The organism is Aeromonas sp. MTB (assembly GCF_056632455.1).
The window spans coordinates 1557567-1576332 of sequence record NZ_CP147026.1 but is presented as its reverse complement, the minus strand read 5'-3'; the positions used below and the strand labels follow the sequence as shown (position 1 = coordinate 1576332).

Genomic DNA, 18766 nt, shown 5'->3' with positions numbered 1-18766 from the left:
GCACCAGCAAGGGACACAGAACACGCAGCACAAGAGAACTCCCGATTGGATTTGAATGAATTCGTAATTATTCACAAATTAATTCATCCAATCAAATATTGATGCATTTCAAAAAGTTAATTACATTCACCTCAATGGCTGTCGGCAAAACGCTCAACGGGTGATGGTGCCGGCATCACCGTCAGGATGCACCACGCGAAACTCGATACGATCGCTGTTTCCTGCTTCATCGACCACCACCAACTGGTAGCGCCCCGCCACGCTCAGCACCTGATCCCCGTCCCAGCGCAGCCGCTGGCCGTTGAGAAACCAGGCTGGCTTGCCAACACCGCCGAGCACCTTGGGCTGCAACCGGTAACGCTGACTGCGGATAAGGTTGCCCTCCCCCAGCGCCATGATGCGAATTGGAGCTTGCTGCTCGGCGCTCTGCCCTTCCCCAGCACAACCACTTGCCAACAGCGCCTGTCGTCGCTCGCCGGGCGTTCGCCACGGCTCCAGTGACAATGGCCAGAGCGCCCGAAAACCGGATTGCGCCGCATCCTGGCAGCGGGCCAGGGTCGGCTTGCCCTCGGCGGTCAGCGCCACTTGGCGCAGCGGCGAGGGCCAGTCCATGGGATCCGGCAATGTGGGGGGATCGCGCCCTTCCAGCAACCAGGCGCTCTGACGCTGCAAACAAACCTCAGGCAAGGTCGCGCTCGCCTTGCGCCCCAGCGGCCAGCAGACCTCAGCCTCGCTCACCGTGTTGGGCTGGGCCGGCAGAGGGCTGTTGTCAGCCAGCCGCGAGTAGACCGAAAGCAGCAACGGCACCGCCGCGCTCTGACCGTAGAAACCGGGCATGGGGGTACCGTCGGGGCGCCCAAGCCAGACGCCTATGGTCCAGCGACCGGAGACCCCCATCGCCCAGCTGTCGCGATAGCCATAGCTGGTGCCGGTCTTCCAGGCCAGTCGGTTGACCCGGCCGGTCGCCTCGCTGGCAAAGGGCTGATCCGCGCGCCCCTGCGCGCTCAATATTTGCCAGATGATCCAGGCTGCCCCCGGGCTCAGCAAGGGGCGCGACACCACCTGCTGCCCCGCCAACCAGACCGGCATCGCCACCTGCCCCTGCCGGGTCAGCGCGCTGTAGAGCGCCACCAGCTGCTCGAGTCGAATGCCCGCCGCCCCCAGCGCGATGGCTGGGTTGGGCTTGTCGGAGAGCGCCAGCCGCACTCCGGCGTTGTCGAGGCGACTGACCAGTTTGTCCGGCCCAAGCGCCTCCAGCACTTGCACCGCCGGCACGTTGAGGGATTGCTGCAGCGCCTGCGCAAGGGTCACCGGCCCCTGAAAGGCGCCGGAGAAATTGGCGGGGCGATAATCAGACCCCAGTCTCGGCGCATCGGAGAGCAGGGAGGCCGAATGCACCAACCCTTCATCCATGGCCAGACCGTAGATAAAGGGCTTGAGGGTGGAGCCGGGAGAGCGGATCGCCTGCACCATGTCGAGGTAACCGTGGCGGCGCAAATTGCCATACTCGGCGCTGCCCACGTAGGCGCGCACCGCCATGGTTTTGTTATCTACCAAGAGCAACGCCGCTGAGGTCTGCTCGGGGAAGCGGCGAATGTAGCTCGCCACCCGCCCCTCCAACCAACGCTGCAGATCACCGTCGATGGTGGTGTGCACTAGCGCCCCGGCCTGATTGTCAGCGGCAAGGCGGGCAAAGAGCGGCGCCTCCATCGGCGTGAAGTGACCTCGGGCCAGCACCGGCTCGATACGTCCCTCCAACCACACCTGTTCGGGCCAGACACCCTGAGCCACCAGCCGCTGCATTACCTTGTCACGGGCGGCGCGGGCCCGCTCGGGATGCCGGTCCGGCCGGTTGCGGCTAGGGGCCTGCGGCAGCACCGCCAGCAGCGCCGCTTCGGCATGGGTCAGCTTGGCGGCGCTCTTACCGAGATAGGCAAAACTTGCCGCCTGCACCCCCTCCAGATTACCGCCAAACGGCGCCCGGTTGAGGTAGACGGTGAGCAGGGTGCGCTTGTCGTAGTGCCACTCCAGCTGCAGCGCACGCACCATCTGGCGCAGCTTGCCGGGCACGCTCCTGTGGTAGGGCTCGATAAGACGCGCCACCTGCATGGTGAGAGTCGAGCCGCCTGACACGGCGCGCCCGTAGCGCAGCCACTGCCAGACCCCGCGCACCATGGCCACCGGATTGACCCCGGGATGACGCCAGAAGTAGCGATCCTCGTAGCCGAGCAGCGCCTCGATATAGCGGGGGGAGACCTGCGCCAGGGTCACGGGGTAACGCCACACGCCGCTGGTATCGGCAAAGGCGCGCAGCGGTCGCCCCTTCATGTCGAGCACCACCCGTGCGTAGGCAGGGTCGAGTGGCGGCGGCGGGAAGAGTCGATCCAGCGCCAGCAATGACAGGAGCAGTGCTACAACGCCCAGCACCGAGCAACGCAGCCAGCGTGGCAGACGGCCCAGCCAACGCCGACAGGCGCGGCCACTGCGGCGAAGCCTCAGCCAACCGCGCTGCCATAAAGTGAGCTGGTGGCCCCGCTCGAGGGAGGGGGCGTTGCTCAGCGGTCGTCTGCGACCCATCAAGCGCCAGCTACTCAGAGATAACGACCTCGTGAATATCCTCCCCCACGGCCCGCAGCTCGGGTCGATACATATCCTCCACCTGAGTCGGTGGCACTTGATAGCGACCCGGCGTCACCGCCCGCATCAGGTAGACCAGCTGCTGGTTGCTCCCCTCACTCAGATCCAGCGCCGCCGTATAGCGGTCGTCGCGAAACTCCTGATGCTTGAGATAGTCGTTCCACTCACTCTGCCACGCCGGTTTCCCCTCGATGGAGAGCTCTTCGAGCTTGATGCTGTTGCCAAGGGCCGGGTTCTCCAGCTCGAAGCCAGCGGGCACCATCTCTACCAGCAGGGCATCGGGCACCGCCGACTCACTGCTGACGTTGAGCCGCACCACCACCAGATCGCCTACCTTCACCTTGGCCAGATCGAACGGCTGACCGTCGCTATTGAACCAGCTGCGGGTCACGCTTATCCCCTGACTCAACCGGGTAGGAGCCTGCTCGGGATAGCCGATGAGAGTACGCTGCACATAGAGGGATCCCTTGCCCTCATTGGTAACCACACTGGCCGCCAGTGCCTCGGGGGCCCCCAGTTGCAACGGGGCCGAACCGCTCAAGGCTTCGATGCCAGAGGATGAGGCGACCTTGGCCTGCCAGTCGACGGCCGGATCGAAGCGGGCGATTCGCAACAAGGCGAGCCGCTCTTGGGTGCTGAGCCACTGACGGTGAGCCAGGGTATCGGCCACCTTGGCGCTGAGATCAGGCCAGCGCTCCGCAGCCAGCTTGTGCTGGCGCAGCAAGGAGAGCTCAAGGGCCTGATCGCGCAGCGGTGAGCCGTAATCCCCCAGATAGTCATCCCCGCGTTCGGTCGCCAATGCCCGGCTGAGGGCCTTGGCGGCGTTCTGCTCATCCCCCATGGCCGAGAGCGCCAGCGAGAGGTGGAGCAGCGGCAAACCGGAGCGAGCGTGATCGGCCTGCTGCTCCCAGATAAGTCGCAGGGTAGCGAGCGGCGCCTTGCCCACCCGGGCCAGCACATAGGCGCTGTAAGCCTGATAGGCCAACCGGCTGTGCTCGGGGGCACTGCTCCAGCGCTCACCATACTGACTGTCGGTGAGATAGCTTTGCAGCCGGTTCAAAGCCTGATTGAGCATGGCCTCCGGCACTGCATCGCCTGCCTCCTTGCGCGCCAGCAGATAGTCAGCGGCATAGGCGGTGAGCCACTGCTCCTCGTCGGAGCGACCATCCCACAGGCCAAAGCCACCGCTTGGCAGTTGCAACCGCTGCAGCCGCTGTAGCAGGGCGCGTTGCACATCCGCCTCGCTCGCTGCTTTCTTGCCCTCTGCGGGTTTGCTCCAAGCGATGCGCTCATCTGCCGTGGTCAGCAGATAGGGCCAGGCACGGGACAAGGTCTGCTCCAGACAGGCGTAGGGGTAATCGGCCAGCGCCTGCCACTGGGCTGCCGGATCCCAGGGGGGAGTGCCGGAGAGGCTGAGCAGCCCCTGCAGGTTGGCGCGATCCAGACCGGCCAGCTCAGCTGGCGCAAAGCTCATCTGTTGGCCGGGGGCCAGCATCTGGTAACGCTGGCGAGTCTCGGCTGGCCAAGGGGAGCGCAGCGGCAGAGACCAGTCGCGGCTGATGGCAAAATCCTTGCCGCTAGCCGCCAACTGCAGGCTTGCCACACCCCTCGCCCCGGTCACGGTGAGCGGCAGGGTCAACCACTGCTCTTCGCCATTTTTAAGGGACAGGGTGCCGGGCAGCTCGCCATTTGCCTTGAGCCCGCCATTGAGGGTCCAGGCAAGGGATAGGGTCTGATCCTCGCCGCTCATGTTGCGCAGCTGCACCAGCGCCCGGGTCTCATCCCCTCTGGCGCCAAAGCGCGGCCAGCCAATCTCGGCCACCAAGGGCGCCACCACCTTGACGGCGCGCTCGGCCTCCCCGACTTGCTGTTCGTTCCAGGCCAGCGCCATCAGAGCCAGTTCGCCGTTGAAGTTGGGCAAATCGAGCGGGATCACCGCCTTGCCCTGCTGGTCAAAACTCACCTCGCCACTCCAGAGCGCGGCGATCTCGACCCGGCTCTCCAGCGCACCACCCTTTTTCAGCGGCGCACGGTCGCCCCCATAGTTGAGGCGGGCCAGCTTGCCATCCTGCGGCGGGATCACTTGCCCGTAGTTGTCGAACAAATCTAGGGAGAAGCGCTTGCGGCCAAAGAAGATCTCGAACGGGTCGAGAGGCTGGTAATCGCTGATGTTTAGCACGCCCCGATCCACCGCCGCCAGCACCACCCGCCCTTGGCTATTGGGGATGGAGGTGGCGGTCACTTCCAGCCGGGTAAGCGGCACGGCTTTGTCCGGCGCGCTCAGGGTGAGCGGCAGACGGCGCGCTTCCCGATCCAGCGTGAGCGGCACCAGCCCGACCGAGCGCAGGCTCTGCCCCTGCTGCTTGCCAGCCGGTTTGGAGGCGCTGTCTGGCGCGGCGATCTGGGCCGAAATGTGCAGATCATGGCGCTGCCACTCGGGGCTGACCGGGATCTCGAACTCGCCGCGGGCATCCTTGGCATCGCCACTGGCCCCCTTGAGCTCGATACGCTGCCACCAGCGCAGGCCGTCGCCATCTTCCACCAGCAGCAACCCCTTGCCGGGGCGCGGGGCCACCAGGGTCACCTTGGCCTTGTCACCCGCCTGATAGGCGCGCTTGTCGAGGGTGATGGCAATCTTGTCGGGCCGCGCCTGCTCGCCACCGCCGCCCCAGGCGTAACTGCCGATCTCCACCCGCAGGCTCGATTGATGGCCCTGACTGTTCTCCACCTCCAATCGATACCAGCCCGCCGCCAGTTGCAGCGTGAGCGGGGTCGGCCCCTTGCCATCCAGCTGCAGGGTCTGCTCCTGCTCCAGATAGGGCTGGCTGTTGAACTCGTACTTCCACCCCTCGCCATCGGCGTAGTGCCAGTAGTAGTCGCGGTACTCGTTGATAAGGCGCACCTTCACCGCCCCCGCCACCGGCTGGCCTCGCTCATCGAGGTTGAGTATCTGGAAGGGGAGCGGCTTGCCCCCCTCTACCCGCTCCGCCACAAAATCGGCCTTGAGCGCCGGCCACTGGCTGCCCGCGGGCCAGCCATACTGGGTGCGGCTGCGATTGACGGCGCGGCCACCAGGCTCGGCGAGCGACACCCGATAGGCCACCTCCAGCGGCCCGAGGGCGCGCACCCCATCGAGCTCATCAGCAAGCGAAAAAGTCCCCTGCCCCTGCGCATCGAGGGTGAGACTCCGCGCCTCGAGATCCTTGGCCTGCTCGGCGAGCAGTACGTCACCCAGCGTGAACTCCTGCCATTGGGTGAAAGGCATGGTAGCGCGGCTGATTTTTACCTCCGCCTTAGCCTTGGTTGCGCTCGCAGGGGCGCCATAGAGATAGTCCCCTTGCAGCGGCAGTATGAGAGCGGCGTCCAAATCCGTCACTTCACCATCCGGCCCCTTGCCAAGCTGCAGTTTCAACCGCTCCGGCAGAAACTCCTCCACCAAAAAGGGCCACTCGAAACGACTGCCAGCGGCGGTCTTGAGGTTAATGGTCCAGCGCCCGAGCGGCGCATCGTCCGGCAGACGCAAGCCGTAATGGGCCGCGCCCAAATTGTCCGGCAGCAGCCGCTTCTGTTCGAGCAATTGACCATCCGGCTGTTTCACCTCCAGCTCCACCGCCATACCGGGCAGCAGCTGGCCATCCTGCCCCTTGAGCAAGATCTCGCTGTCGAGCCGCTCGCCGGGGCGATAAAGGTCGCGCCCGCTAAAGAGATACAACTGCTGGGCCTGCCAGGGCTGGGTGCCGAGATCGAAGGTGGAGAGATCGAGCGCAGCCCCGTCGAGGCGCAGCACCGCCAGATGGTTGCCCTGTTCGGCCAGTAGCAGGCGAGCCCCCTGCACCTGGTCAAAGCGCCGGTGACCACGGTTGTCAGTCTGTTGCACCTGGAGCCGGTTGCCCTTCTCGTCGAGCAGGGAGAGCTGCACATCCTTGAGGGGGTCGGCACTGGCCAGGGAGCTCACGAACACCTCCAGCTGATCGCGGTAACGACGGGCACTGAGCCCCATATCGCTCACCGCGAAATAGGTGGTCTCCTTGCGCCAGTCGTAGTTGCCAAGGGGCGACATCACCGCAAAGTAGACGCCAGCCTCCGCCAGCTGCGGCTCCTTCACATTGATGAGGCGGGTCTCGCGCCGGTTGGCATCAAGCTCCAGCGCATAGCGGCCACTGAATACCCGCTTGGCCCGCTGGGTGATCTGCTCAAGCTCCCAGTTACCCATGCCGGCACCGGGGCGATACTCCGCCAGAAAACGGGGCAGATATTCCGCATCGACCCGAAAGAAATCGATATTGACCTCGTCCACGTTGACCGCGCTGATGGGCAAGCGAAGTTCCTGACGCAGCGGCAATACCATGCCACTGGCGGTAAAGGAGGCTCCCGCCTCCAGCGGGCGGGTCTTGAGGGTCCAGCTCTGGGGGGATGGGCCCAGCCCCGCCTTGAGGCTCACTTCATAGCTCTTGTCGGGCTGAACGTTCGGGAAATAGAGGGTGCGACCATCGTCGGCGAGGATCCACTCCCCCTGCACCTGCTTGCCCCCCTCACTGACCGCAAGCCAGCTCTGCCAATTGGCCTTGGGCGACAGGGGGCCGGAGAAGACCAGCGCCAGCGCCGGGGCATCGCGATATTGGCGGGCATTGGCCTGCACTACAGAAGTTGGCGCCCCGGCCTCCTGCTGGGCAGTCGATTCTGTGGTCGGTACTTGGCTGGTGGGTTTGTCAGGGCCGCAGCCAGACAGCAAACCGACTACCCCGCAAAGCAGCAGGGTTGACCAGCGGCGGCGCAAAGCGTCGGTTCCAGCAGTAGAGCGGTGAGAAGCAGAGGGAGAGTCGAAGAGGCGCATAGGTTCCATCCCGAGTTGGAGCGCTGCAAACGCAGCGTGGCTGGAAACAGGATAAGGCATCCTGCTCACCCGACACAAAGCTCATTACCCGAATGGACACAATTCCGCCCCCCAGCAGCACGAGAACCCCCTTGCCCACCGATCCAGTGCGGCAAGGGTTGTCATCTAGTCGTGGCTGGTCTCGTTTTTTGCTCCGCCTTTGAACCAGCGAAACAGGATGGCCATGACGGCCGCCAGAAACAGCACCAGCGAGGTAATCAGCAGGGCCCGGGTCAACAGTTCGCTGTGGTGGAGGAAGAAGGGTGTATTCATCGCCAGTTTGCCCACCAAACTGAGGCAGAGCGCCCACATAAAGGCACTGGCAAAGCTGGCTACGCACATCCGCAGCACGCTCAGGCGGCCAATCCCCATCAGCATGGGGGTCAGCACCCGCACAAACGGGATAAAACGGGAGGAGAACATCGCCAGAAAACCGTACTTTTTCAGCAGCCGGGTCGCCTTGGGCAGGCTGTCGGGAGGCAACATCCGTTCGATATGATCCATAAAGCGGGTGCGCTGCAGTGCCCGTCCCTGCCAGTAGGCGAGCACGGAACCTATGCCAGCAGCCAACGGCAGATAGACAAGGGTCACTTCGGGGCCAAACACCCCCATGCCCACCAACCCACCGGCCAGCAGTACCAGGCTGTCCCCCGGCAGGGGCAGGAAGACGAATGCGGACTCCAGCAGCAGTACCAGCATCAGGCAACTGATCAGCAGGGGTACCGCCTGCATCTGAACCAGGGCGTCAAAATCCTGATGCCAAATGGCCATCAGCATATCCAGCATGTCACTCTCCCTACTACACGGTTCATCATGAACGAGGCAGGGGTTATAGCACCCATCCCCTGAACAAAACGTTAATTTTGTCCGGCACAGGAAATAAAGTGTGTCGAAATATTGCTGCAATTAGGGAATGCAAGGAGGGCGAAAAGCAGAAACAAAAAGCCCCTCATCTTGCACGCACAAGGGAGAGGGGCAAACAGGCACAGAAATAAAACGGTTACTCGGCGATGGCCATCTGCCAGGTTTTGAAGCCGCCGGAGAGATTCTTCACTTTAAAGCCGTGTTGGCTCAGCAGGCGACAGGCGACATGGCCGCGCAGCCCGACCTGACAGCTGATCAGCAGCTCTTTCTCTTTGGGCAACTCATGGAGGCGACCACGCAACTCGTCGAGGGGGATATGCAGCGCCCCCGGAATCTGCCCCAGCTTGTCGAGCTCCGGGCCATTGCGCACGTCCACCACCAGCTGATGGGGGTTACGAGCCTGCACCTCGGCCACGTGGCAGAGCAGGGTGTCCCCTTTCAGATGGTTGCTCGCCACAAAGCCCGCCATGTTGATCACATCCTTGGCCGATCCAAAGGGCGGCGCATAGGTGAGCTCCAGATCCTGCAGGTCAAACACGGTGAGACCGGCGCGCTGGGCCACCGCCAGCACGTCGATGCGCTTGTCGATGCCATCCTTGCCGATGGCCTGGGCACCGTAAATCTTGCCATCCGGGGCAAACAGCAGCTTGAGGCTGACCGGATGGGCACCCGGGTAGTAACCGGCGTGGCTGCCCGGATGGACATAGACCTTCTCGAACGGCAATCCCAGTTGCACCAGTCGCTTCTCGTTGAGGCCGGTGCTGGCCACCGCCAGATCGAACAGCTTGCAGATGGCGGTCCCTTGCGTCTTCTTGTAGGTTTCGCTTCGGCCCAGCATATTGTCGGCGGCGATGCGCCCCTGCCGGTTGGCCGGGCCCGCCAGCGGGATCAGCACAGATTCGCCGGTGACGAAGTCAATCTCTTCCACCGCATCCCCTACCGCATAGATGAAGGGATCCGAGGTACGCATCCCGGCATCCACCTTGATGCCGCCCCGTGGGCCCAGCTCCAGCCCCGCCTTGGCGGCGAGCAGGGTTTCCGGCTTGACGCCGATGGCGAGGATCAAGAGACCGGTATCAAGATGGGAACCGTCATTGAGGGTCAGGCGCAGGCCACCGCTTTTGGCGGTCGGCACGGCGGAGGTCTTCTCGGCAGGCAGATCCAGACTCTCGATGGCGGTGAGGCCGGTGCGCAGGCGCAGGTCAATCCCCTCTTCCCGGATGCGGGCATGGAGCATGTTGGCCATCTCCTTGTCCACCGGTGCCATCACCTGATCGGCCAGCTCCAGCAGGGTGACATCCAGCTTGCGCTGATGCAGCGCCTCCATCATCTCCAGCCCGATAAAGCCGCCGCCCACCACGGTAACGTGGCGCGGCTGATCGTGATGCAGGGCCGCCAGAATGCGATCCATGTCCGGGATGTTGCGCAGGGTATAGACATGGGGGCTGTCGATACCGGGGAAGGGAGGACGGATCGGCGCAGCCCCCGGGCTCAGCAGCAGCACATCGTAATGCTCGCGCTGCTCTTCACCGGTTTGCAGGTTGCGCACCAGCAAGGTCTTGCCCGCCTTGTCGATCTCAATCACATCGTGGAAGACCCGCACATCGACGTTGAAACGGCGCTTGAAACTCTGGGGAGTCTGCAGCAGCAAGGCATCCCGGTCGGGGATATCGCCCCCGATGTGATAGGGCAGACCGCAGTTGGCGAAGCTGACAAACTCGCCCCGCTCGAACATCACGATCTCTGCCTCTTCACTCAAACGACGAGCACGAGCCGCCGCCGATGCGCCCCCCGCGACACCACCGATAATCAGGATCCGTTTCATCTGCAAGACTCCTCATACATGATAATGGGCAATAAATTAGACTTTTCTAATTTAGAATTCAATGAAATTTTGTTTCACACCATTTTGCAGTATTCTTGCAACCCCGACGGTTGCTTAACAGGATGTTGTTTGTTCATGTCGTCTACCGCACTCAGTCATCTTCCTCCTGCCCTCCAGACGCCGCTCTTTTTCCGTCTGGATCTGCGCAGTCAACGGCTGGTCGCCCTGACCGACGTGATGCAAACCCCGCTCTACTGGCTCGACGAACCGCGCGCCCCCTGGCCTGCCCAGCTGCCCGATGCCCTGCGCCTGCCCATCGAACAACTGTTGGCCAACGGCCATGGCGGCAAGATCACCGTGCGCTTTGCCAGCCAGTTGTGGCATATCGCCCTCGCCCACGAGCAGGATGGCTTCTGGCTCATCTGTCTGCAGAACCTTCGTCAGGAGCCCATCGCCGACCTGGCATTGCAACTGCCGCGCCTCAGCCAGATGGCGAGCCAGCAGCAGTATGCGCCCCTGCTCGAGGCCCTTAAAGAGAGTTTGGGGGCCGATCGGCTCATCCTCTGGCACTATCAGGCCAACGGCGATCTCGGCAGCGAACAACTCACCCCAGTGTTCACCCTGGGGGTCGAGGCGCTCTACCCCATTCGTGGTGACAGCCGCTATATCCGCGCCCTGCGTACCCGCAAATCGTTGAGCTTCTCGGAGGCCGCCCACCAGCCGATGCTGAGCAATCACCTCTATCTGACCAGTGCCGGTGTGCGCTCACGCCTCGATGGTGCCTTGCTGGAGCAGGACAAGCTGTTCGGGGTGCTGAGTCTGGAGTATCTCGATCCCACCCCCCTTAGCGAGGAGATGTTGCAGCTGGTGCGCAGCAGCGCCCAACTGCTCGGCCACTGGCAACCGCAACCGGAAGAGCACCGCGCCGAGCTGGCCCTCCCGCCCGAACTGCACCAGCAGACCGGCATCGACTACTGCAAGACGCTGGTAAGCTGGGCCATGAGCGCCAGCGGTGCCCGGGTGGGCTGGATCGGCGAGTTCCAGCCCCGCGGTCAGGATCTCTGGATCATCCCCCGCTGCGTCATCAACGAGGAGATCTGCTCCACCCTCAAGCCCATCCAGCTCGACCCCGGCCCCGCTCAGGAGCTGTTCCAGCACGGTCAGGCCATCTATGTGGAAGATCTGCCCGTGCGCTATCCCAAGGCGACCCGGCTGCTGGCCCTCAATGCCAGCGCCTACATCGGCATTCCGCTCCATGGCCAGAGCGGCGCCCCCATTGGCCAGATCACCCTGCTGCTCGATGCCCCTCTTGAGGAGCCCGAGCCGCTGCTGGATCTGTTGAGCAGCCAGCACGAGCGGGCAGCCATCGAGCTCAAGCGCCTCGCCACCGACGATGCCCTGCGGCTGGCGGAAGTGGCCTTCAATACCCACGATGGGCTGATCGTGATGGATCACAACGGCATCATCCTCAAGGTCAACCACTCCTTCAGCCGGATCACCGGATTTGGCGAGGTAGAGGTGATCGGTCACTCCATTCGCAAGCTGCGTCCCACCTACTACGGGGATCATCTCAAGGAGGATGTCAGCCGCACCGTCAACGAGCAGGAGTTCTGGCTCGGGGAAGAGCGCTGCCTGCACAAGGATGGTCACCTCTTTCCGGTGCGCTTGATGGTGAACGGCGTCAAGGATGAGCAGGGGGAGCTCAGCCACTTTATCTGCAGCTTCTACGACATCACCCAGGAAAAAGAGGCGGCCAGACATATCGAGCAGCTCGCCTACTACGACGATCTCTGCGGTCTGCACAACCGCCGCAGCCTCAACCATATTTTGCAGCAGACCCTGAGCGCCCCCAACGGCCAGTGGGGCGCCCTGCTGCTGGTGGATCTCGACAACTTCAAGTCGATCAACGACTCCCTCGGTCACGCCTGCGGCGATCTGTTGCTGCAGGCCGTGGTGCAGCGTTTCAGGGAGCTGCCCCAGGACAATCTGGTGCAGGCGCGCATCTCGGGGGATGAGTTTGCCCTGCTCTTTACCCAGCTCGGACAAGGCGAGGTCACCGCCAAAATTCTGGCAGAGCACTTCGCCCGCGAGCTGATGGGGCTGTTTCGCACCCCGTTTGACATCGGCGATCACAAGCTGCACTGCAGCGCCTCGGTGGGGATCAGCCTCTTCTCCGGCAACGAGACGGATCATCTGGTCCTGATGCAACAGGCCGACACCGCGACCCACATGGCCAAGCGCGCCGGTCAGGGCCACTACGTCTTCTTTACCGAGGCGATGGCCCAGCACGAGAAAATTCGGCTGACCCTTACCAATGAACTGCGCGATGCCCTGCGTCACCACGAGCTGCAACTCCACTACCAACCGCAATACCGGGTCGACAATGGCTCGCTGTCGGGTATCGAGGCGCTGCTGCGCTGGCAGCGCAGCGACGGCACCATGGTGCCACCCGGGGAGTTTATCCCCATCGCCGAAGAGACCAGCCTGATCCTCGAAATCGGCTACTGGGTGATGAAGACCGCCTGCGCCCAATACAGCTTCTGGCTCAACCGTGGCCTGCAGATCCCCCATCTGTCGGTCAACGTCAGCGCTCGCCAGTTCCACACTCAGGGCTTCGTACAACAGGTGGAGTACATCTTGCGCGACACCGGTGTGCCCCCCTCCCGCCTGCTGCTGGAGGTGACCGAATCGGTAGTCTTGGAGAATCGGCAGGAGAGTATTGCCAGAATGCGCCAGCTCAAGGAGCTCGGCATCCTCATCTCCATCGATGACTTCGGTACCGGCTACTCGTCGCTGGCCTATCTGCGGGATCTGCCCGCCGATGAGGTGAAGCTGGACAGAAGCTTCATTCAGACCCTGGTACACAGCGAACAGGACAGAGCCATCGTCAAGGCGATACTCGATCTGGCCCAGGTCTTTCGTTTTACCGTCACCGCCGAAGGGGTGGAAGAGGAGGCGCAGCTGGCCATCCTCAAAGCACTGGGATGCCAGCATTATCAAGGGTTTCTCACCAGTCGGCCGCTCACCGTCAAGGGGCTGGAGCAGCTGCTTGGCAGCCGGGCGCCGGACTAAAGGTGTAGGATCAATAGGGGTTTATGTAATAAAATAACGGCCTGCTCGAATCGTTGGAGTTGTTTATGTCTGTCATTAATCGGATCCCTGCCGTTGAAATCAGCCAGCCAGCCGGAGCTCACGGCACCGTTGGCCGGATCCATTCCGTCGAAACCTGCGGCACTGTCGATGGCCCGGGAATACGCTTTATCGTATTCATGCAAGGCTGCCTGATGCGCTGCAAGTACTGCCACAACCGCGATACCTGGGATACCGAAGGTGGCCGCGAAGTGACCGTACCGGAGTTGATGAGTGACATCACCAGCTATCGCCACTTCATGAATGCCTCCGGCGGTGGCGTGACAGCGTCCGGCGGTGAAGCCATGCTGCAACCGGCTTTCATTACCGAACTCTTTACCGCCTGCAAAGAGAAAGGGATCCACACCTGTCTCGACACCAACGGCTTCGTCCGTCATCTCGACGAACAGGTGGACAAACTGCTCGACCAGACCGATCTGGTGCTGCTCGACATCAAACAGATCAATGACGAGAAACACATTCCGCTGACCCACGTCAGCAACAGATACACCCTGGAGTTTGCCCGCTATCTGGCAGCCAAAGGCAAGACCATGTGGATCCGCTACGTGGTGGTACCGACCTGGAGCGACGACGACGAGAGCGCTGAAGGGCTGGGCCAGTTTATCGCCGAGCTGGGCGAGAGCGTGGAGAAGGTGGAGCTGCTCCCCTACCATGAGCTCGGCAAACACAAGTGGGACGTGCTGGGCGACCCGTACGAGCTGAGCGGGATCAAGCCCCCCAGCAAGGAGACCATGGAACGGGTCAAGGGCATCCTCGGCAAGTACCACAACAACGTCAAATATTGATGGTAAAAGCAGGCTGACTCGTCAGCCTGCTCTGCTATGGGGCGGTCGGGAAGACCGCCCGGACTCTACTGCATGAATGGATGACAAGATGAGTGAAGGACAACTCGCCGCCCTTCTGATCTGGCTGGTACTGCTGGCCTTCAGCCTGCGCCGCTCCCTGTGGCAGACCCTCCATGACAACCCCCTCTATCAGCACCTGTTGCTGGGGAGTGCCATCGCGCTGGTGCCGCTCTGGTATCTAAGAGCCGGCCTGCATGAGGGGCTGGAGGTCCATTTTCTCGGGCTCACCTCCCTCACCCTGCTGCTGGGCTGGCGGCTGGCACTGCTCGCCCCCTGCCTGACCCTGCTGGTGCTCGGTTACTTCGGTGTCACCAATCTGGCCGATTTTGGCTGGCAAGCGCTGGTGGGCATCGCCCTGCCGGTAGCCACCAGCTGGCTGCTGTTTCTGGCCAGCTGGGCCTGGCTGCCGCGCCATCTTTTTGTCTATATCTTCGTGGCTGCCTTTCTCGGCGGCGCCATCACCATCTCGGTCAAGGTGGCCGCCAGCGCCCTGCTGATGGGGCTGAGCGACAGCTACCCCTGGCACACCATCACGGCGGATTACCTCTCCATCTGGCCACTGCTGCTGTTCCCCGAAGCCCTGCTCAACGGCATGGCGATGACGGTGCTGGCCATCTACCGCCCTCACTGGGTCAATACCTTCTTCGACCGCACCTATCTGGGCAAGTAGCTCTCTCTTTCCTGATCTGCGCCCATAAAAAAGGAGAGGCCATCGCCTCTCCTGTTGGTATTCCGAATTCTGTCAAACCTTGGCTTAGTGCAGCTTCAGGGTCGGGCGCAGTACCCGGTTGATGCGACCCACCAGCATGATGAGGCCGGTCTTGACGTAGCCGTGCAGGGCGATCTGGTGCATCCGGTAGAGGGAGATGTAGACCAGACGGGCAATGTAGCCCTCCACCATCATGGAGCCGCGCATCAGGTTGCCCATCAGGCTGCCCACGGTGGAGAAGCGGCTGAGGGAGACCAGCGAACCGTGGTCGTGGTAGAGGTAGGGCTTCATCTCGCCGCCGTTCATCTTGGCCAGGATATTCTTGAACGCCTGGCTGGCCATCTGGTGGGCAGACTGGGCGCGCGGCGGCACGAACTTGCCATCCGGCTGCGGGCAGGCTGCGCAGTCACCGATAACGAAGATGTTCTCGTCACGGGTAGTCTGCAGGGTCTCTTTCACCACCAGCTGGTTGATGCGGTTGGTCTCAAGACCGGCGATATCCTTCATGAAGTCAGGTGCCTTGATACCGGCCGCCCACACCATCAGGTCAGCTTCAATCAGCTCGCCATCCTTGGTGTGCAGACCGTCGCTGGTCGCTTCGGTGATCATGGTGGCGGTACGCACATCCACACCCAGCTTGACCAGCTCCTGATGGGCGGCGCCGCTGATGCGCTCCGGCAGAGCCGGCAGAATGCGCGGGCCCGCTTCCACCAGGGTCACCTTCAGGCTGTCGGTGGTGAGGTTCTTGAAGCCGTAAGCGTAGAGCTGCTCGACCGCGTTGTAGAGCTCGGCAGAGAGCTCAACGCCGGTTGCGCCGCCGCCGACGATGGCAATCTTCACTTTGTCGCCCGGCTTATATTCGGTGGCGAACTGCAGGAAGCGGTTCATCATGCTGTTGTGGAAACGGTGCGCCTGGGAGGGGCTATCGAGGAAAATACAGTTATCCTTGATGCCCTTGGTGTTGAAGTCGTTGGAGACAGAACCGATGGCCATCACCAGATAGTCGTAGGGCAGCTCGCGCTCGTTGACCACGATGTCGCCATTGTCGTCGTGGATCGGGGCCAGCACGATGCGTTTATCGTCACGCTTGATGTCGGTCAGGGTGCCGAGCTGGAAGTCGAAACCGTGGTTCTTGGCGTGAGACTGGTAGCTCAGAGCATCGATGCCCGCGTCCATGGAGCCGGTGGCTACTTCGTGCAGCAGGGGTTTCCACAGGTGGGTGCGGTTGCGATCGACCAGAGTGATCTTGGCCTTGTTCTTCTTGCCAAGCTTGCGACCCAGACTGGTGGCCAGCTCCAGGCCACCGGCGCCGCCGCCTACAACGACAATATTCATCATGATGATTTTCCTCGGTTCCTCAAAACGAAAGGGAGCCATTGGCTCCCTAAAACGAAATCGGTCGACGTGATGGATCAGGCTTCTTTGAAGGCCTTCATCCGCTGCAGATGATGCGAGATATTTTTGAACTTATGAGTCTCGCGCTCATCCCACACGATGTCGTAATAGTTCTTCAATTCACGTTCAGTGTCCCGATTATCGCGCACTTCATCCTGAACGGAAAGGATACACAGGCAGTTTCCTGAATTTTTCTTACGAAATTCAGTTACACACTTGGTACCGATATCGTCATATTCTTCCGGCCGGTCGATCTTGCCCTGCATGTTCTCTTCCGGATGGAGGTTGGGGTTGAAGATCACCTGGCGAATACCGCACAGAAAGCCGATCCGCTCGCTCCAGTAGCCACCAAGACCCACGCCGCAGATCAGCGGTTTGGGATCGGTACTCATATCGAGCTGTTTTTTCACTTCCTTGAGCAGATGGCTCATATCATGACGGGGGTGAACCGTGCTGTAGTGCACGAAACGCACATCATCATCAATAAACTGCAACTGCAGCACTTTCTCGTGATTGCCTGGGCTGGTGGCATCAAAGCCATGCAGATAGATGATCATGGATAAGACCTCAGGATCTGTGTCAGTTTTATCGAAACTACCCCAGCGGCGGCCCCGTGCGCCACCAAAACATCCAACTTTCTTGCTTTGGATCACGCCCCCGCCCCCGATTGCGCCCTGCGACCCGCGAGCGCCGTCACATGCAGAGGGGCGCATTGCGAACAACGTTATGGTGCCCGGCTATCAAAGTGAGATCGCCAGACCGATAATGATAAACCCCTTACCAATCTGAGATGCCCCCACCTCTTTCCCCTGCCAACAGCCGGACACTTATCTGGCCGGTATGTGACTCATCCCGCAAAAACAAGGCGTTATCGCCAAACGTTTTCTCTCGTGAGCGGCGTTGTGCATGTTTTGTGCACTGACCCGTGCAGCACTGGATCCCTCTCACTACTGCCGAGGGATCTGGCACCTCTGTCAATACACGAGATCAATGACCGGGAAAGCTGCGGCTTTCACTATCTTGCCTGTAGCAGTTGCGCGGGCTTCAAGGAGTGATCTGTTCATGAACGAGACCAATCCCCCTCCCCCGACCGGGTGCGCGCAAGCGCCGGTGGATGAAGTGGAGCGCATGCTCCCCATGGGCCAACTATTTACCCTGGGCCTGCAACATGTGCTGGTGATGTACGCCGGCGCCGTGGCGGTGCCATTGGTGATTGGCGGCAGTCTGGGGCTGCCCAAGGATCAAATCTCCTACCTTATCAGTTCGGACCTCTTCTGTTGCGGCATCGTCACCCTGCTGCAATGTGTCGGGATTGGCCGCTTTGCCGGGATCCGGCTCCCGGTCATCATGTCGGTCACCTTTGCCGCCGTGATGCCCATGCTGGCCATCGGAGCCAACCCGGATCTGGGGCTGACGGGCATCTTCGGCGCCACCATCGCCGCCGGTATCATCTCGACCCTGCTGGTGCCGCTGATAGGTAGGCTGATGCCGCTCTTCCCCACCGTCGTGACCGGGGTGGTTATCACCTCCATCGGGATCAGCATTATGCAGGTGGGGATCGACTGGATGGCGGGGGGCAAGGGCAATCCGGAATATGGCAGCCTGCGCTATATCGGCACCAGCTTTCTGGTGCTCGTCTTTATCCTGCTGGTGACCCGCTTCACCAAGGGCTTTTTCAGCAATATCTCGGTGCTGCTGGGGATCATCTTCGGTTTCGTGGTGGCCATCGCCATGGGCGAAGTGAGCCTCGATGGCCTCGGCGAGGCAGCCTGGTTTGCCCCCATAGTGCCCTTCGCCTTCGGCTGGCCCACCTTCGATCCCATCTCCATCGCCACCCTGACGGTGATCATGCTCATCACCTTTATCGAATCCATGGGGATGTTTCTGGCCCTTGGCGACATCGTCGGCCATCCGGCTAGGCGCGGTGATATCGTGCGCGGGCTGCGGGTGGATGGCATCGGCACCATTATTGGTGGGATATTCAACAGCTTCCCCCACACATCGTTCTCCCAGAATATCGGTCTGGTGAGCGTGACCGGGGTATCGAGTCGCTGGGTCTGCGTGATGTCGGGGGGGATCCTGCTCGCGTTTGGCCTCATCCCCAAGATGTCGGTGCTGGTCGCCTCCATCCCGCCCTTCGTGCTGGGGGGCGCCGGTATCGTGATGTTCGGTATGGTACTGGCCACCGGCATTCGCATCCTGGCGCGCACCGATTACAACAGCAACCGTCACAATCTCTATATCGTCGCCATCAGTCTCGGAATTGGCATGATCCCGACGGTCTCCGGGAATTTTTTCCAGCAGCTTCCGGCGCAGCTACAACCGCTTTTTCATAGCGGTATTCTGTTGGCCACCATCAGTTCGGTGCTGCTCAACCTCTTCTTCAACGGCTATCAGCCGGATCTGACTCACCAGACCCGCCCCCTGTTCGTTGGCCCCATCAAACCGCAGCAAGAGCAGGCATAACA

At 61.8% G+C, this 18766-nt stretch carries 10 protein-coding genes; 4 read left to right on the top strand and 6 right to left on the bottom strand.

Annotation, left to right across the window (positions count from 1 at the left end; genetic code table 11):
• Window positions 1–153 precede the first annotated feature (153 nt).
• From pbpC to WBR25_RS07260, 4 genes are all read right to left on the bottom strand, one after another.
• Window positions 154–2577: a penicillin-binding protein 1C gene (pbpC, locus tag WBR25_RS07275; protein ID WP_427244615.1), complete on the bottom strand. Its 2424-nt coding sequence runs from the start codon at window positions 2575–2577 to the stop codon at window positions 154–156.
• 10 nt (window positions 2578–2587) lie between these two features.
• Window positions 2588–7471 (bottom strand): alpha-2-macroglobulin family protein, encoded by a 4884-nt coding sequence (locus WBR25_RS07270; RefSeq protein WP_479749641.1) that lies wholly within the window; start codon window positions 7469–7471, stop codon window positions 2588–2590.
• Between the two features lie 165 nt (window positions 7472–7636).
• A complete protein-coding gene (locus tag WBR25_RS07265; protein ID WP_005353037.1) occupies window positions 7637–8296 on the bottom strand; it encodes a DedA family protein in 660 nt (219 codons plus the stop codon).
• A gap of 214 nt (window positions 8297–8510) precedes the next feature.
• Window positions 8511–10199, bottom strand: coding sequence for an FAD-dependent oxidoreductase (locus WBR25_RS07260; protein WP_100653433.1), 1689 nt, complete (start codon window positions 10197–10199; stop codon window positions 8511–8513).
• Between the two features lie 135 nt (window positions 10200–10334).
• On the opposite strand from WBR25_RS07260, the gene WBR25_RS07255 reads away from it, so the two are divergent.
• From WBR25_RS07255 to WBR25_RS07245, 3 genes are all read left to right on the top strand, one after another.
• Complete coding sequence (locus tag WBR25_RS07255; protein ID WP_479749640.1) at window positions 10335–13271, top strand: sensor domain-containing phosphodiesterase; 2937 nt, start codon at window positions 10335–10337, stop codon at window positions 13269–13271.
• 65 nt (window positions 13272–13336) lie between these two features.
• Entirely contained in the window at window positions 13337–14134 is a 798-nt protein-coding gene (gene pflA, locus WBR25_RS07250; protein ID WP_005333994.1) for a pyruvate formate lyase 1-activating protein, read from the top strand.
• Between the two features lie 88 nt (window positions 14135–14222).
• Entirely contained in the window at window positions 14223–14864 is a 642-nt protein-coding gene (locus WBR25_RS07245) for an energy-coupling factor ABC transporter permease (RefSeq protein WP_005361550.1), read from the top strand.
• A gap of 84 nt (window positions 14865–14948) precedes the next feature.
• Here the strand turns inward: WBR25_RS07245 and WBR25_RS07240 are convergent, their stop codons facing one another.
• Both WBR25_RS07240 and ycfP read right to left on the bottom strand, forming a co-directional pair.
• Entirely contained in the window at window positions 14949–16241 is a 1293-nt protein-coding gene (locus WBR25_RS07240) for an NAD(P)/FAD-dependent oxidoreductase (RefSeq protein WP_005333998.1), read from the bottom strand.
• 74 nt (window positions 16242–16315) lie between these two features.
• On the bottom strand, window positions 16316–16855 hold the full coding sequence (ycfP, locus tag WBR25_RS07235; protein ID WP_005334000.1) for an alpha/beta hydrolase YcfP: 540 nt from the start codon (window positions 16853–16855) through the stop codon (window positions 16316–16318).
• A gap of 505 nt (window positions 16856–17360) precedes the next feature.
• On the opposite strand from ycfP, the gene WBR25_RS07230 reads away from it, so the two are divergent.
• Entirely contained in the window at window positions 17361–18764 is a 1404-nt protein-coding gene (locus tag WBR25_RS07230; RefSeq protein ID WP_479749639.1) for a nucleobase:cation symporter-2 family protein, read from the top strand.
• Window positions 18765–18766: the final 2 nt, after the last annotated feature.

Coding starts and splice junctions, on each gene's coding strand:
- pbpC (WP_427244615.1), bottom strand. CDS start 2,577: ATGGGTCGCAGACGACCGCTGAGCAACGCCCCCTCCCTCGAGCGGGGC.
- WBR25_RS07270 (WP_479749641.1), bottom strand. CDS start 7,471: ATGCGCCTCTTCGACTCTCCCTCTGCTTCTCACCGCTCTACTGCTGGA.
- WBR25_RS07265 (WP_005353037.1), bottom strand. CDS start 8,296: ATGCTGGATATGCTGATGGCCATTTGGCATCAGGATTTTGACGCCCTG.
- WBR25_RS07260 (WP_100653433.1), bottom strand. CDS start 10,199: ATGAAACGGATCCTGATTATCGGTGGTGTCGCGGGGGGCGCATCGGCG.
- WBR25_RS07255 (WP_479749640.1), top strand. CDS start 10,335: ATGTCGTCTACCGCACTCAGTCATCTTCCTCCTGCCCTCCAGACGCCG.
- pflA (WP_005333994.1), top strand. CDS start 13,337: ATGTCTGTCATTAATCGGATCCCTGCCGTTGAAATCAGCCAGCCAGCC.
- WBR25_RS07245 (WP_005361550.1), top strand. CDS start 14,223: ATGAGTGAAGGACAACTCGCCGCCCTTCTGATCTGGCTGGTACTGCTG.
- WBR25_RS07240 (WP_005333998.1), bottom strand. CDS start 16,241: ATGATGAATATTGTCGTTGTAGGCGGCGGCGCCGGTGGCCTGGAGCTG.
- ycfP (WP_005334000.1), bottom strand. CDS start 16,855: ATGATCATCTATCTGCATGGCTTTGATGCCACCAGCCCAGGCAATCAC.
- WBR25_RS07230 (WP_479749639.1), top strand. CDS start 17,361: ATGAACGAGACCAATCCCCCTCCCCCGACCGGGTGCGCGCAAGCGCCG.